The organism is Vibrio sp. 10N.261.52.C2, from assembly GCF_041471425.1.
GTDB classification, from domain to species: domain Bacteria; phylum Pseudomonadota; class Gammaproteobacteria; order Enterobacterales; family Vibrionaceae; genus Vibrio; species Vibrio crassostreae_C.
This window is the reverse complement of record NZ_JBFROH010000075.1, coordinates 1-16,361: the sequence shown is the minus strand read 5'-3', so window position 1 is coordinate 16,361 and position 16,361 is coordinate 1. Positions and strand designations below refer to the sequence as shown.

The window sequence follows — 16,361 nt, the reverse complement described above, 5'->3', positions numbered from 1 at the left end:
GATTTTCAATGCTCCAATGTGCTCGCGTGCTCTCTAGTAAAGCTTTAGCCGTTAGTTTTGCTGAGCTTATGTAGTGCTTGATTTGCATTGTTTCTGCTGGCTTATCACCTTCTTGACGAATTGAAACGACCATACCAATTGTGGAGAGTTCAGCCCAATCAAACGCTATATAGCCTAAGAAATCTGTATTGTGAACAACCATACTCAAACGCGTTTCTGTACGACCATGCCCTTTCTCTTGAGTGACGTATTTATCACCTTCAAAACTATTAATCATACTAGAATTAAACACTTGGCTAATCGCTTGCTCCAATCGTTTTTGATTACCTTTTACCGCTAAGAGATAATCTGCATCTTGAGCGACTATCTTTTCAGCTATATCCTTCTGGCATCCCATAGCATCAATAGTCACTAAACAACCTCGCAAGGAAAGCATTTCAAGCAGTTCAGGGATCGCTTTTATTTCATTGCTTTTATCCGCAGTCTTCACTTGTCCTAGTACAACTTGGTTTGCTGCACTAAAGGCACTAACCATATGGATTGCACCACAACGCTTGTCTTTGTTGTATGTGCCTCTGAGAGTTTTGCCGTCGATAGCAATCACTTCACCCTCTGTCGTCTCATGACAGTCTTTCATCCACGCAGTAAAGCATCGTTGCAGTTGCTTGGCGGAAATAAGATTGATAACTCGGGCAATGGTATCGTGTACTGGTATGCCTTGTTTGAAATCACCATACTGCCTAAGCCATTCCAAGTTATCTTCACCAAAATCTTCAATATCCTCCCAACCTTCAGCACCAGCAATCACTGCTGCAATTGTTAAGAAGATAATGTCGGTTAGCGTGTGCTCTATTTTCCAAGCTTGGCGAGGGTCTCGAATAACTGAAATATGGTCCAAAAGGCTTAATCCATTCATTGTGGCTAAATATCTGCTGTTAAAAAACAGTATATGATCACACCTAAATCTGATCATCAAATCGATCTTGAATGTATTGAATTTGTTGTGACTTCAGTGTACAAATTAGTGGAAACATCACTTCACGCTACCCCTTATTCCATATGGGTTTTTCATGATCTTGCCCTGGGGTATTCCCTTTATGAATCAAACTCAGATTGTGAATTGATTAACAAAGGAAAGAGTTTACCGTTTGGAGGAGTAAAGGTTTATGGCAAGCATTTTCGATATGTCAGAATAAAAGCTAACGCTGAAAGCATTTTAGCATCCAAAGTGGTCTCAGATATTGTTCCATTCACGAGTGAATACATACAGAGCCTATTAGACAATCACTCGTAATTACCGCCTAAGCTCTTGTATCCTTAGCTCTAATCAAATAGAAATATAAAGGCCTTTGGCTATTTGGATGGCACACTTTCATATTGACACTCAAATTGGAAACTGAACTCGATAAATAATAAAAACCCATTAAATCAAATGCTTAAAACTGGCACGTAACTTGATTGAATATCTAGACCTTCCATCACAAGGATGTAGATATGAGAATTACAACGTTAAGTTTGCTATTAAGTGCCCCTCTAGTCGCCAACGCAGCGCCATTCGATACCTGCCCTAGTCAAGCATACCTCTTTCAGTCGAAACCCGTTGAAGTTTGGGGTGTAAACCTAGTAACAGGTTCAACCACACTGTTAGAAGACGATACGGGTATGAATGCCAATATCAATGGTGTCGGTTTCGACTTTCAAGACAGATATATTTATGGCTATGACACCACCAACAAACGTTTAGTGCGTCTTGGTCAAGACTTCCAAGCAGAAGTTATCAATACCAGTGGCTTACCAACCGATCACACTTTCTATGTCGGCGACGTCTATGACCATGTTTACTACTTGTATCGTACAGGTAAGGGACTATTTACTGTTGACCTCTCTCCTTTAGACTCTGATCCGAATGCGACCGTCACGGTCAACAAAATCGCAGGCAGCCCTGCAACTGTAAAACTGACTGATTTTGCTTTCCATCCAAGTGATGGCTCTTTATATGGTATCGACAATAACTCGGGTGGCTTGTACAGCTTCAACCCAACTACAGGTGCAGAAACCTATATTGGTGATACCGGAGAAACAGGGACGTTTGGCGCAGGTTATTTTGATGTAAACGGCTACTATTACGTATCTCGAAATCAAGACGGTAAGATCTACCGTATCAACCTATCCCCAGATAACGCTGCAAACATCGCTGCAGGTGTCGTTCCTGCTGTAGAGTTCGTATCGAATGGCCCTTCTTCGAATCAAAATGATGGTGCTCGTTGTGCTAATGCACCTGTTGTTGATGAAGACTCAAACATCGACTTCGGTGATGCTCCAGACAGCTACCTAACGTTACTGGCGAGCAATGGCCCTCGACATGAACTCGATGGCATCACATGGTTAGGTACAACTCCTCCAGATGCGGATTTAGATGGTTATGTCACACCTCAATCAGATGAAACTGTCGGGGTGGATGATGAGTGGGCGAACGGTGGTATCGGTTTTGTAACCGCACTTGAAGCTGGTCTTGATTCAAAAGTGGTGATTGAGGCTTCAACAACCGGTTACCTTTCGGCTTGGATAGACTGGAACCAAGATGGCAGCTTTGATGGCGCCAACGAGCAAGTGTTTACCGATTACCTGTTAGATGCGGGTGAAAACGATCTGTTCCTAAATGTCGATATCAACGCTCTGACCGGTACGACGTGGGCTCGATTTAGATTCAGTCAACAAACCAACCTAAGTTACTTTGGCGGTTCAACCTCTGGTGAGGTGGTCGATATTCAAGTCGATGTTCTTAACGATGGTGCCACCGCTCGTTACTTCCCAAGTGCTTCTGGTTACGCAACGCTAGCGTACGAAGATAACTGGCCTTATAAAGCTGACTACGACATGAACGATGCTGTTCTTATGTATCGTATTACTGAAATCCTTAAAGATGGAAAAGTCGTTAAGTCAACTATCGACGGCCGCCTAGCTGCTGTCGGGGCAACGTACAGAAATGGTTTTGCTGTTCGACTTCCTAACCTCGACCCGAGCTTGGTGAGTAGTGGCAGCTCTTACATGAAACACAATGGCGTATTCACTGACCTCGATCTAGAAGATGGACGTAGCGAAGCAATCTTTGTTATCGCCAATGACCTGACAGAAAAAATCAGCACTGGCTGTACCTTCTACCGCACCAGTAATGGATGTAAAGAAGATGAGCAGTTCTCGTTCCAAATTGGTATTACTTTAGCCGGTGACGGTGTGAGTACTGGCAGCTGGACCGATATGCCTTACGACCCGTTCATCTTCGCAACGCCTGGGTATTATCACGGTGAAAACCTACCTCTACATCCAGGACGCAGCTGGGAGGTTCACTTACCAGACCAAGCACCAACCGAGGCATTTGATACCACTAACCTCTTTGAAGCTGGATTAGGCGTTGATGACAGTAATGCATCAACAGGTAAATACTTCAAAACAGTAGAAAACCACCCTTGGGCGCTAATAGTGACTTCAGATGACGAATGGGAGTGGCCTTTAGAGTACGTCGATATTGTTACCGCTTATCCAGAGTTTAAAGAATACGCAGAATCCGGCGGTGAAACGAACCAAACATGGTACCAATCACCTGCAGACAACCAACGTTACGAACCATAAGGAGAGACGTTATGACTATTCACACTAAACAATATCGAGACAATCATTGCGTTGATTCAAGCCGCAATCTCTCTGAGGAAAAACGTATGTCTGTACAAAGCACTTGGAACATCAAGAAGTCACTCGCCGTTATTTTAGCTGCAGCACCATTAGTATTAGCCGGTTGTGGGGGCGGCGGTGGTGGAGGCGGCAGTGCATCTACTCCATCGCCATCTACACCCTCGGCACCTGCAACACCGTCGAATCCGGTAACAGCAACGACTCCGGTAACCGCAACGCCTTCGCCATCTCCCGCGACAAGTGCGGTAGCAGCGCAAAGCTATACGATGAGTGATTTGGTGGTACCTGACGGGTTTGACTACGACTCTGTTGAACAGTTTGATCTCGACATCGACATCAGCAGCATTTCGACAGACCGTTCTTTTGTAACCGTTTATAGCCGATTTAGTACAAGAGATGACTCAACCTTGAAGCCGGATTACTCCAGCAAGGTCATTGCAGGTCCATTAGATAATGGCGTATTCGCCTCGAACTTTGCAGCACCGGTAAACCATGAAGCACTCTTGATAGAGATTTGGTTCTACGATGGTCAACCTCCATTACAACAAGTGGTTTCTAGCGGCGACTCTCAGATTGTCTGGCAGTAAATTGTTTAACAGCAGGTAACTTGTCGTTAGCGAGAACTCTGACGAAACAGAGTCAAAATGGATTGTTTGTAAGTAGGAAGTGAGCAGAAATGCTCACTTTTTTATTTTCGTCGAAGAGCAGTTAATTCAGCTTTCTTAGCGAGTAGCATTCACTTTACCACCAACCTCACTTATATTTTCAACATAACCTTCAAAGACTTACTCTCATGAAACAGTTAAAAATAGGTCTATTTATCTTAATGTGTGGCGTAGGCGTGTTAGTTGCCCTTGCCTATTTCCCGCTAACATCAGAGACGGGGCAACGCATTCAAGCCAAAGTAATTTCGAACACGCTCACTCAGTCCTTAGATGGGCACAGGCGTTATCTTACGGTTCAGACAAAAGATAATGACGTATTTCGGGTCTCTATTGCTCCAACCACAGACTGCCCTATTGATTCTGTGGTCGCGCTTGATACATTAAACAATCAAATAACCGGACAAAGCAGTTATCAGTTCATCCACTGTCGAGCTTCACAGTAGTAATCGATGCAACAACTGTATTAGCTAAAACAACCGTAATCGCTATAACACTGTATTTGCTATAACAACAAGAATGGATATAACAATAATGAATCAGCCACTCATTTCACCACAACAACTTCAACAACGTTTGCTAGCAGAAGACAATATCATCATCCTCGACGCCAGCATCGAGTTTCAAATTCCAAGCGAGTCAGAAAAGATCAAAGGACAAATGATTCCTGGTGCTATTCGTTTTGACTACGACAAAGACTTTTGTAACAAGCACACTCTGCTTCCTCACATGTTTCCGAGCGAAAAACACTTCAACACTCGCGCAAAAGAAATTGGCATCAATCAAGACAGTACGATTGTGGTTTACGATAACTCCGGAACCTTCGCTTCTCCTCGTGCGTGGTGGATGTTTATGGCAATGGGACACAACGACGTATTCATCTTAGATAGCGGTTTGCCAGCTTGGATCGAAGCCGGTTACGCGACCGAGACTGACTATCGCACCGAAGTAAAAGCGGGCAATTTTGAAGGCCATATTCAAGACAACTACTTTGTCAGTGCTCAGCAGATTGAAGGTTACTCAACTGACAAGAGCGCAAACATTGTAGATGCTCGTTCTCAAGCTCGTTTCGATTCAGAAGTTCCTGAACCACGTGAAGGCTTGCGTAGTGGCCATATACCGAATTCTATTTGCCTACCATTTGCCCAAGTACTCAAAAACGGCAAGTTAAAGTCCCAAGAAGAGCTTATTGATATCTTTTCAACGCTAGAATTAACGCCTTCTCAACCTATGTTCTTTAGCTGTGGCTCTGGCGTAACAGCTTGCATCATATTATTAGCCGCTAAACTCGCTGGCTATAACGGTGAAATGGGTGTTTACGATGGTTCATGGACGGAATGGGGTGCTAACGACAAACTCCCTATCGCCGTGACTAAAAAGTAATTCAACTTCGCTTAATGCAACTATTAGAATATACTGCGCATGCATAAAGAGCTTACTGATAATGATGGCCCCACGTCTCATGAAGTAAGCCTCTATGTCGCAGTTAACGCTATGTTCATTTGAGACCAAGACTCGATTCACGCCGTTTGATTTGTAACCCACATCAACTTGCTAACCATAATTCGTGATTAATCATAAACTAATCGTTATCGACGTTATGAATACTAATTTTTCACTCAAGAATCTCTGCTCGTAGTCGTTACACTATTTAATCATTAATACTTTCATCATTGATGTTTGTATTTTTCGTTGCATGAATCGCGCTGACAACCCAATAGTTTGTCACTTGCAGTCTGTTAAAAGTAGTAACCAACAAAGGCATTTCATGGCTCTATTTAAGCAAAATATCTGGTCGCTGTACGCGTTTGTCGTACTACTGACCCTGATACTTTTCGCCGCGTTGGGAATAACAAACTGGAAAGCAAACAGAGACGACTTCATAGAGCAGCAACACATTCAGGTTGAGCTTTTTTCTAGCTCCGTCAACTCGCTGCTGACCAGTCAAGAAGCCTTGTTAGAAGTGGTTGGCCATCAACTGGCTCAACAGTCTGATTTCACACGTACTGCATCTATCCAGATTAGGCCAATATTAGACAAGCTACTTGAGACCCACCCTGCGATAGCAGCGTTTGGCTTGTTGAACACCGACGGTGATTACCTCTCGATTAGCTCAAATCTCGAACTTGCGAATCAAAGGAACTTGCTGCAATACGCGCCAACCAGAGGCTCCTTCCTAGACGCCCTATCAAGCAGTAGCATGGTGCTTGGCCGTACCTATTTTCAAGATTCGTTGAATAGCTTAGTCATCCCGCTGAGAAAATCCATTTCAATCGATGGCAAGAAAACCCATGCAGTAATGACCGCAGGGCTACGATTAGACGCAACGATCGTATTTGAAAATAATGCTCACGCCGGAAGTTTCAATACACTAAGCCTGATCAGAAAAGACAGCTATCGCCAGTTTTATTCAAGTGATATTGAATCTGAGAGTGCCTATTCCTCTCCAGTCGGCAAAGATGTCATACAGCGTATTGCAAGTATCTTTACCGACCACTTCGGAATTAGCGTACAAGAAGCGATGAATGGGCAAGAAACCTATTCTTTTGTCGTCGACGATGAAGAGTACCACTCTTTGATGAGCGCGAAATACATCCCAAACTACAAATTATGGGTGGTAGGACGTACGGATCTAACTCACGTCGATAGTATATTCATACAAGAGTTCAGCATTCTTTTCGTTGCCTTTATTTTTCTTCAGTTTGGTTTCTACTTTTTGGTTAAGTCGATTGCCAAGAATGAACAACGGACTCGTAGCCAACTCATTTATCAGGCGAACCATGACCCTTTAACCTCTCTGCCAAACCGTTTGTACATGCGTAGAAACATTGGTAAATGGATTGACGATGAGTCAGAGCCGTTTTCGCTGTTGTTTATCGATATCGATAACTTTAAATGCGTCAATGACACCCACGGGCATGACTTTGGAGATAAGGTTCTCAAACAGATCGCTTTGCGTTTGATGAGGTTCCGATCTCGCCTCAGCCTATTGGTACGTGAATCCAGTGATGAGTTTTTGTTCTTGACGCCCTTGTCGAATGAAGCTGAAATTAAACGACTCGCCAAGCGCATTATTGAAGTGCTTTCTCAACCTTATGAAGTTGAAAGCGCTCAGTTTTTGTTAGGTTGCAGCATCGGCGTAGCGCGTTTCCCAGAACACGGAAAAGATCTGGATAGCCTGTTACGTTCTGCCGATATTTCAATGTACAAAGCGAAACAGCAGCAAAACTCGTACAGTATTTTCACAACGGAAATGCAAGATGCTCATCTCTACAAAATGAAAGTAGAACAAAGGCTACGCATCGCTATCGAGAAACAAACGCTGTTCATGGTTTTCCAACCGCTGGTTCGTGCAAATGAAAGTATTCATGGTGTAGAAGCACTCGTGCGCTGGATTGATGAGGAATTGGGTTTTGTTCCGCCAGATGTCTTTATACCGATAGCAGAGAACACGGGTTTAATGCAAAAACTGGGGACTTTTATTATTGAGTCCAGCATTATGCAGATCGCCCACTTGCACCGAACAACGGAACAAAAGATAGGGCTGTCGATCAACATATCAGTGCGTCAGTTTTCTCATCAATCCTTCTCTGAGCACCTGTTCGCGACACTAGAAAAGTATCAACTCTCTCCTAGCTGTTTAACGCTAGAAATTACGGAGAGCTTGTTCATTGAAGATGTGACTTTGGTGAAACCGACTTTTGAAGCCCTCAAAGAGAAGAATATAAAGATCTCTTTAGATGATTTCGGTACAGGCTATTCATCACTCAGCATGTTGAAAGCACTGCCTATCGATGAGCTTAAAATCGATAAGAGCTTTATTGAGAACATTGCTGTCGATCAACAGTCACTCACCATGGTGCAAAACATCATCGCAATCGGTAAGAACTTCGGCATGGTGGTGTTGGCAGAGGGCGTAGAATCCAACGAGCACTTCGCGATTCTAAAGGCATGTGGATGTGATTTAATGCAAGGCTATTACTTCTCTCGCCCTATTCCTTACGATGAGCTGGCTACTCACCTAAACAAGCAAGTGACCGAGCACGCGGAATGTTCTGTTTAAGAACGTGAGTTAAATAGACGAGCTAAATAAGGTAGGCAGATAAACACCTACCTTATTTTCTAGATATTTTCTGTTCGGTTATTTATTCATTTCACTTTTTATTCATTTCACTATGCATAACATCGATCAACTGCCCGGAAGGATCTCCTGATAATTCCCAAGTAAAAATGCCGCCTAGGTCTGATTTCTTCGCCCATTCTGCCTTTGCTTTAATAGAACGCTGATCTTCAAAAGATATGAATACTTTTTTATCTGGGTTCCACAAATAAGGTGCTTGAGCTTGTTCATCGTACTTATACTCATAACCTTGTTTGCTGCTGTAGTTATTCATAAGGTCCCAGAACATAAAGTAACCGTTTTCACCGGTACCAAACTGCGCTCCTCGTTCAGAAACTAGGTCACCTTTAGGCAGCTCTCCAGCAAAGTCTTTTGTCCCTTGCCAGCCTCGACCATAAAAAGCTGCCCCGATCACGAGTTTCTCGCTAGGAATACCTTGCTCTATCATCTGATTAATGAAGACATCAGCTCCCATTCCCCACCAACTGCGCTCTGTCGCATGTAAGTTTGTTGTGTGACCTGTTTGAGTTCCCCAGCCTCCGAGGAAGTCATACGTCATCGCAAACATATTCGTCAAATATGGGCTGGCTGCGTTCCAATCAATTTGGGCAGCCTTAGCGCCAACACCGACAGCCGTTGAAAGCTCGTAATCTCTTTGAGTCGTCTTTGATAGAGCGTCCAAATCACTTCTGATTGTTTTTACTAAAAGTGTAAATGCTTCACGCTCTAGCGCTTTTTGCTCATCCGTTAGTTTAGTCTCTGGGTTCCAAGGCGAAGTGGTTAAGCCGCCGCCTCCTGGGTATTCCCAATCAAGATCAATACCATCAAAGAAGTCGTATTTTTGGATCAACTCAACAGCAGTTCTTGAAAAGTGCGCAATGGCTTTAGGATCTTTCGCCATCGCATGGAAAGGTTCAGACATTGTCCACCCACCAAATGAGGGCAATATTTTGATATTTTTATTTTCGCTCTTCAATTGAGCTAACTGGGCAAAGTGACCTTTATAGGCGACATCAACACCCACGTCTCCGAAATCGACTTCTAACGCAGCTTCTTTATCCACAATAATCGCGGTATATGGTTGTTTGTCTGCACATTGCTGCTGAATTTGTTTTTGGACAGGCTCACCAGTACCGCTATGAGGACCACACATGCTCAAGAAGGCGTAAATAATATGTGAGAGCTTGTCTGCAGGTATGTCGTCAACGGTATAAGGGTTGTCTTTATTCAGATATTGCCAATCCGCAAAATACCCTGCGACGACTTTATCATCGGCATGTACTGTAGGTGTGAGCATACAAGCCGTGGCTATTGAGCTAAGCCCAAAGATAGAAATAGATTTAAAGATAGAACTTGATTGGTCACTGTTGCTAGAAATAGCGTGTGTGATAAATGACAGTTTCATAATTATCTCCTTTAATGTGGCTTAACATTAAAGAGTGATAATTCTTTCAACCGCTGAACAAATTCACTATTCGAGTCATGTCTAATAGTTATCCCCCTTATTGCACTGGTTTCATTAGGGGGAATTTCCATGATTACTCAAATAGTGAATTCAACGAAGCATAAATATCTTACTATTCACTGCCGTATGGTTTATTCACGCTAAGTTGTTCGTCCAAATTAAGTACCGTTAAAGCATTACTTACGCTGGTTGCGATCACGTCTACCACGCCGGTTCTTAGTGCACCTAACAAAGCGAGTGGTTTACTGTTCTCGGCTGCAATGGCAATGACTTCTGCAATTGGGCGGAATTCTTCCAAGGCCAAACCAATCACACGGTCACTCATTACTGTGTTTGCTGTTTTACCGTGAACATCGAAAAAGTCATAACCCGCAAAGTCACCGACGACTCCTTGCAATAAACGAGATTGAACGACCTCACCTGCGGTAAACCAACCTAAGTCGACCATATAGCTGTTTTCACTCATATCACCGATACCGACTAATGCAACATCGGCTTTTCGAGCGAGATCGAGTGTCTGCTTAACGGTGCTGTTTTCCATAAATGCGGTTTTTTGCGCTTTATTCTCGGCATAAGCCGGCGCGTATAAGGTTTCAGAAGATCCACCGTACTTTTTGGCTAGCTGCCTGCATATATGGTCGGCATTAAACATACCGCCTCTTGGGTGAATACCGCCGATACCACACACGAATTTACAGTCTCGTGGCGTAATGACGCCAGTGTGGTGAGCAACAGACGATACGTTTCGCCCTTGCCCTACTGTCACCACCATACCGTTTTTCAGTGTACTGGTAAGATAGTTAGACACTAAACCGGCTACTTGGAGTCGTTGCTTCTCTTCATTCGGTTGGTCTAGTGCCACAAGCGCACGCTTTACACCAAATCGTTCGATCAAACGTTGCTCGATCTTCGCACTAAAGACAGGGTGGTATTTCACGGTGATCTCAACAATGCCCTCATCTCGGGCTTGCTTGAGCATTCGACCAACCTTTGCACGGGAGATAGAGTACTTTTTAGATATCTCTTCTTGCGTGGCACCATCTTGATAATAAGCAACCGCTACTTCAGTGAGGAGATCAGTGTTTTCTTCGGAAACATCTTGGATATTCTTACTCATATACCACTCAACCAATATTTAACAATTATTTTACCTGCTTGAAGAACAAATGTTCGATGCTTAAGCAAGTGATACACAAGTTTACACCCCAAACATATGTAACAGCAAGGTACATTTGCTCATAGTCATAACCATGGTTTTGTTGTTGATTAATTCACCTCACTTTGCTCGTTAAACGTTTGCTTGTATACCCCATGATTACTAGAGCGAAATATATTTGACTGAAGTCACCATACAGCACTATTTACCGTTGACTTTGGGGCTAGATCGGATAAATATGACTACATCATTTACTCATCGAGCGATCAAATGTTCTGTGCAAATGTTCGTTCGGAGAAAAATTTAAATTAATGTAAGTTTGACTCACTGGTACAACCATGAGGAACTTCATTAGTTCGCTTGCAAATGCCCACACCTCTCCCATTAAAGGGGTGTTCTGCGATACATAGGATGATCAAAATGAGCAATAAATTAGAGCAACTTCGTAAACTAACAACTGTTGTAGCTGACACTGGCGATATCGAAGCTATCAGCAAGTACACTCCTGAAGATGCAACAACTAACCCATCTCTAATTCTTAAAGCCGCTCAAATTGCTGAGTACGCACCTCTAATCGATGCTTCTATCGAATACGCTAAAGCGCAAAGTGGCGACAAAGCACAACAAGTTCAAGACACTTGTGACATGCTTAACGTGAACATCGGTAAAGAAATCCTTAACGTTGTACCTGGCCGCATCTCTACTGAAGTAGATGCTCGTCTTTCTTACGACATGGAAGGCAGCGTTGCTAAAGCTCGTCAACTTATCAAAATGTACAACGACGCTGGCATCACTAACGACCGCATCCTTATCAAACTGGCTTCTACTTGGGAAGGCATCCGTGCTGCTGAAATCCTAGAGAAAGAAGGCATCAACTGTAACCTAACGCTTCTATTCTCTTTCGCTCAAGCTCGTGCTTGTGCTGAAGCTGGCGTATTCCTAATCTCTCCTTTCGTAGGTCGCATCATGGACTGGTACAAAGCGAAAGAAGGTCGTGATTTCGAAGCTTCAGAAGATCCAGGTGTAATCTCTGTTTCAGATATCTACAACTACTACAAAGACCACGGTTACAAGACTGTTGTTATGGGCGCAAGCTTCCGTAACATCGGCGAGATCCTTGAACTTGCTGGTTGTGACCGTCTAACTATCGCACCTCAACTTCTAGCAGACCTAGAAGCAGCAGAAGGCGAAGTAGTAGAGAAGCTTATCGACTCTAACGGTACTAAAGAGCGTCCAGCAGCGATGACTCACGCTGAGTTCCTATGGGACCACAACCAAGATGCAATGGCTGTTGAGAAACTGGCTGAAGGCATCCGCAACTTCGCCGTTGACCAAGGCAAACTAGAAGACATGATCGCAGCTAAGCTGTAATCACTCTTACCAAATTCAAATAGGGGAACGTTCAGTTCCCCTACTTTTATCAATTTTGTTTTTCTTAATTTTTATTCGGAAGTTCTTATGAATCGCAAACATCTAGCTAACGCTATTCGTGCTCTAAGCATGGACGGCGTACAACAAGCAAACTCTGGTCACCCAGGCGCACCTATGGGTATGGCTGACATCGCTGAAGTACTTTGGCGTTCTCACTTAAACCACAACCCAGCAAACCCAGAGTGGGCTGACCGCGACCGTTTTATCCTGTCTAACGGCCACGGCTCAATGCTGATTTACTCTCTGCTGCACCTAGCAGGTTACGAGCTTTCAATTGAAGATCTTAAGAACTTCCGTCAACTGCACTCTAAGACTCCAGGTCACCCAGAGTACGGCTACGCACCAGGCATCGAAACAACGACTGGTCCTCTAGGTCAAGGCATTACTAACGCTGTTGGTATGGCTATGGCTGAGAAAGCGCTAGCTGCTCAGTTCAACAAAGAAGGCCACGACATCGTAGACCACTACACTTATGCATTCATGGGTGATGGCTGTCTGATGGAAGGTATTTCTCACGAAGCATGTTCTCTAGCAGGTACGCTTGGTCTTGGTAAGTTGGTTGCTTTCTGGGATGATAATGGTATCTCTATCGATGGTGAAGTTGAAGGTTGGTTCTCTGACGATACACCTAAGCGTTTTGAAGCTTACGGCTGGCATGTAATCCCAGCGGTAGATGGTCACGACTCTGACGCTATCAATGCAGCAATTGAAGCGGCTAAAGCGGACCCTCGTCCAACACTTATCTGTACTAAAACTATCATCGGTTTTGGTTCTCCAAACAAGGCAGGTACGCACGACTGTCACGGTGCCCCACTAGGCGCTGATGAAATCACAGCAACTAAAGCGGCACTGGGTTGGGAACACGGTCCTTTCGAAATCCCAGCGGATATTGCAGCTGAGTGGAATGCAAAAGAAGCAGGCGCAGCGAAAGAAGCAGCGTGGAATGCTAAGTTTGACGCATACGCAGCGGCTTACCCTGAGCTAGCAGCAGAATTCAAACGTCGCACTAACGGCGAACTTCCAGCTGAGTGGGAAGAGAAAGCAAACGCAATCATTGCTGATCTTCAAGCTAACCCAGCAAACATCGCATCACGTAAAGCATCTCAAAATGCTCTAGAAGCGTTCGGTGCTATGCTACCAGAATTCATGGGCGGCTCTGCTGACCTTGCGCCTTCTAACCTAACTATGTGGTCTGGTTCTAAGTCTCTTGAAGCGAACGACTTCTCTGGTAACTACATCCATTACGGTGTACGTGAATTCGGTATGACGGCTATCATGAACGGTATCGCTCTACACGGTGGTTTCGTACCATACGGCGCAACGTTCCTAATGTTCATGGAATACGCGCGTAACGCTATGCGTATGGCTGCTCTGATGAAAACTCAGAACATCCAAGTTTACACGCATGACTCTATCGGCTTAGGCGAAGATGGTCCAACTCACCAACCAGTTGAGCAAATCGCTTCTCTACGTCTAACTCCAAACATGAGCACATGGCGCCCATGTGACCAAGTTGAGTCTGCTGTTGCTTGGAAACTAGCAATCGAGCGTAAAGATGGTCCTTCTGCACTTATCTTCTCTCGTCAAAACCTTGCACAACAAGATCGTGACGCTGAGCAAGTAGCAAACATCGCTAAGGGTGGTTACATCCTGAAAGATTGTGAAGGCAAGCCAGAGCTTATCCTTATCGCAACGGGTTCTGAAGTTGAGCTAGCGGTTAACGCTGCTGCTGAGCTAACGGCTGAAGGTAAGAAAGTACGCGTAGTTTCTATGCCTGCTACTGATGCGTTCGACAAACAAGACGCGCAGTACCGTGAGTCTGTACTTCCATCTGACGTAACGGCACGTATCGCTGTAGAAGCTGGCATCGCTGACTTCTGGTACAAGTACGTTGGTTTCGGTGGCAAGATCATCGGTATGACAACGTTCGGCGAGTCTGCACCTGCAGGTGAGCTATTCAAGATGTTCGGTTTCACTACTGAAAACGTAGTAAACACAGCGAAAGAGCTTCTAGCTTAATCTTGAATACATTGTCTCGCCCTTCAATGGGTTGATGCATACAGAAAGCCCCGCATGAAAATACGGGGCTTTTTTTGTCTTTTCTCTCATTCGGATTAAATCTAACGGCTATTTTTCTTCGAAACGCTTTGCCAGTTGGTAGAACTCATTGACTTGTTCTTTTAGCTCTGTGGAGTGGTCTTTCACAGAATGCGTTGCCACTAAGTTTTGTTCTGCGGTCGAGGCGATAGACTGCATATGCAGATTGACTTCACTCGACAGCTCACGTTGCTTATGAGCAGAACTTTCAACAGACTGCATGAGTTCATTCATGGATTGCATTAGGTTTTCGACTTCCGACAAGCGCTCTGCACTCACCTTCGCAACATCACCACATGCGTCCGTTTGCTTACGGTTCGCCAGAATATCTTTTTGCCACCCTTCAATCGTCGTTAGCATGGTATCGATGCTCTCTTTGATCTGAACCGTAGCCTTTGAGGTTCGACCCGACAATGCACGGACTTCGTCGGCAACAACGGCAAAGCCTCGTCCTTGCTCGCCCGCTCTCGCCGCTTCAATCGCAGCGTTCAGGGCCAACAAGTTGGTTTGTTCGGCGATTCCACCAATCTCTTCCATTATCTTGCTTACGCTCTGCGCTTGATCGCTCAGTTGGTAAGTCGTTTGAGTCGCCTTTTCAGCCTGAGAAGCTAGGCTCTCTAAGTTTTGATGAGTTTGATTAATGCTTTCTTTAGCGCCAGCACAGGTTTGCAAAGTCACATCAACAATCTGGTGCGCTTCTTCTGTGCGAGAAGAGACCTCATTGGCGGTGACTTCAACCTCTTCAGTCGCCTCTCGTACTTGAAGAATGTCTTTTGTTTGTTGATCTAAGGCTTCTGATACTTCAAATGACGTCGCATTTAGGTTGTCAGCCAAATCTTGTAACGGCTTGGCTGAGTCTGTCATGCGACCTAATACGGTGTGGATTCTTGCAGACAATAGTTTTAAGTGAAAATCGGCAATAGAGAATTGACTATTACCTGAATAAACAAGACGACTAACACTATCGAATTTAGATTGCAGCTTTTTCAACTGCAGTGGAGTATCAATCAGCTCTTGTCGGAAAAGCAGTGCTAATGCTGAAACAGGAAGTAGGCTCAACAACCATTGTGATACTTGCCCTACTTCAATGAGATTTGAAATTAACGGCGCAGCCAAAGAGCCTAGCAACACGGCGTAACGAACACTGTCACTGATCTTTAATGACCATTGGCGACCCGACTTTTCAGCCTTCAAGAGGCCTTGGTAAGCCTTATCTGCAACTTGTATCCATTCATTCTTTGGCTTAACACGAACAGATTGGTAGCCACTCACCTTACCATTGTCGTAAATTGGAGTTACATAAGCATCGACCCAGTAAAACCCACCAGATTTGGTTTTGTTTTTTACGATGCCACGCCAAGCTTTACCTTGCTTTAGGTTAACCCACATATCAGCAAAAGCGGCTTTCGGCATATCGTTATGCCTTACGATATTGTGGTGTTGCCCTAGCAATTCTTGTTGGCTGTATTCCGCTATGCGACAAAAAGCATCATTACTGTACGTAATCACGCCTTTTAAATCAGTGGTAGAGACAAGTTGTTCGTTTTCGCTGAGAAGCGTTTCACGAGATTGAGTAGATGAGCTGACAGTCATTATATTAATTTAGGTTAATTATTATTTTAGGCAAGCAATATATACAATTATTAAAGTTATGACAAAATGTGAACGTCACATTTTGTGTAAATGCCTGCTATTTATACAAATATTAGCTAAGTACCTCACATAGACAGAACCTTAAGC

The 16,361-nt window shown here is 44.1% G+C and carries 11 protein-coding genes; 7 read left to right on the top strand and 4 right to left on the bottom strand.

What is annotated here, in order from left to right:
- Window positions 1–916 (bottom strand): ISAs1 family transposase (locus AB4307_RS21310; RefSeq protein WP_372133426.1); only part of this gene is annotated, 916 nt, incomplete at its 3' end.
- 578 nt (window positions 917–1,494) lie between these two features.
- Between AB4307_RS21310 and AB4307_RS21305 the strand changes: the two genes are divergently transcribed.
- The 5 genes from AB4307_RS21305 to AB4307_RS21285 all read left to right on the top strand — a co-directional run bounded on the left by AB4307_RS21305 (window position 1,495) and on the right by AB4307_RS21285 (window position 8,415).
- Window positions 1,495–3,630: an LruC domain-containing protein gene (locus AB4307_RS21305; protein WP_372133422.1), complete on the top strand. Its 2,136-nt coding sequence runs from the start codon at window positions 1,495–1,497 to the stop codon at window positions 3,628–3,630.
- 11 nt (window positions 3,631–3,641) lie between these two features.
- Window positions 3,642–4,277, top strand: a complete 636-nt coding sequence (locus AB4307_RS21300) for a hypothetical protein (protein ID WP_372133420.1) — start codon at window positions 3,642–3,644, stop codon at window positions 4,275–4,277.
- A gap of 206 nt (window positions 4,278–4,483) precedes the next feature.
- Window positions 4,484–4,798 (top strand): hypothetical protein, encoded by a 315-nt coding sequence (locus AB4307_RS21295; protein WP_372133417.1) that lies wholly within the window; start codon window positions 4,484–4,486, stop codon window positions 4,796–4,798.
- 88 nt (window positions 4,799–4,886) lie between these two features.
- Entirely contained in the window at window positions 4,887–5,735 is an 849-nt protein-coding gene (locus AB4307_RS21290; RefSeq protein WP_372104368.1) for a sulfurtransferase, read from the top strand.
- Between the two features lie 385 nt (window positions 5,736–6,120).
- The gene (locus tag AB4307_RS21285; RefSeq protein WP_372133414.1) at window positions 6,121–8,415 is read left to right on the top strand and encodes a putative bifunctional diguanylate cyclase/phosphodiesterase; all 2,295 of its coding nucleotides are present in this window, start codon (window positions 6,121–6,123) and stop codon (window positions 8,413–8,415) included.
- Between the two features lie 91 nt (window positions 8,416–8,506).
- Here AB4307_RS21285 and AB4307_RS21280 read toward each other — a convergent pair whose 3' ends face one another.
- Together AB4307_RS21280 and AB4307_RS21275 are read right to left on the bottom strand one after the other, a co-directional pair.
- The gene (locus AB4307_RS21280) at window positions 8,507–9,877 is read right to left on the bottom strand and encodes a glycoside hydrolase family 18 protein (protein ID WP_372133412.1); all 1,371 of its coding nucleotides are present in this window, start codon (window positions 9,875–9,877) and stop codon (window positions 8,507–8,509) included.
- A 172-nt stretch (window positions 9,878–10,049) separates the two neighbouring features.
- Entirely contained in the window at window positions 10,050–11,054 is a 1,005-nt protein-coding gene (locus AB4307_RS21275) for a sugar-binding transcriptional regulator (RefSeq protein ID WP_017064428.1), read from the bottom strand.
- Window positions 11,055–11,513: 459 nt separating this feature from the next.
- Between AB4307_RS21275 and tal the strand changes: the two genes are divergently transcribed.
- Both tal and tkt read left to right on the top strand, forming a co-directional pair.
- Window positions 11,514–12,464 carry a transaldolase gene (gene tal, locus AB4307_RS21270; protein ID WP_372133409.1) on the top strand — a complete coding sequence of 317 codons (951 nt, stop codon included), beginning with the start codon at window positions 11,514–11,516 and terminating at the stop codon, window positions 12,462–12,464.
- A gap of 87 nt (window positions 12,465–12,551) precedes the next feature.
- Window positions 12,552–14,543 carry a transketolase gene (gene tkt, locus AB4307_RS21265; RefSeq protein ID WP_372133407.1) on the top strand — a complete coding sequence of 664 codons (1,992 nt, stop codon included), beginning with the start codon at window positions 12,552–12,554 and terminating at the stop codon, window positions 14,541–14,543.
- A 108-nt stretch (window positions 14,544–14,651) separates the two neighbouring features.
- Here tkt and AB4307_RS21260 read toward each other — a convergent pair whose 3' ends face one another.
- Entirely contained in the window at window positions 14,652–16,214 is a 1,563-nt protein-coding gene (locus tag AB4307_RS21260; RefSeq protein ID WP_102393621.1) for a methyl-accepting chemotaxis protein, read from the bottom strand.
- Window positions 16,215–16,361 lie beyond the last annotated feature (147 nt).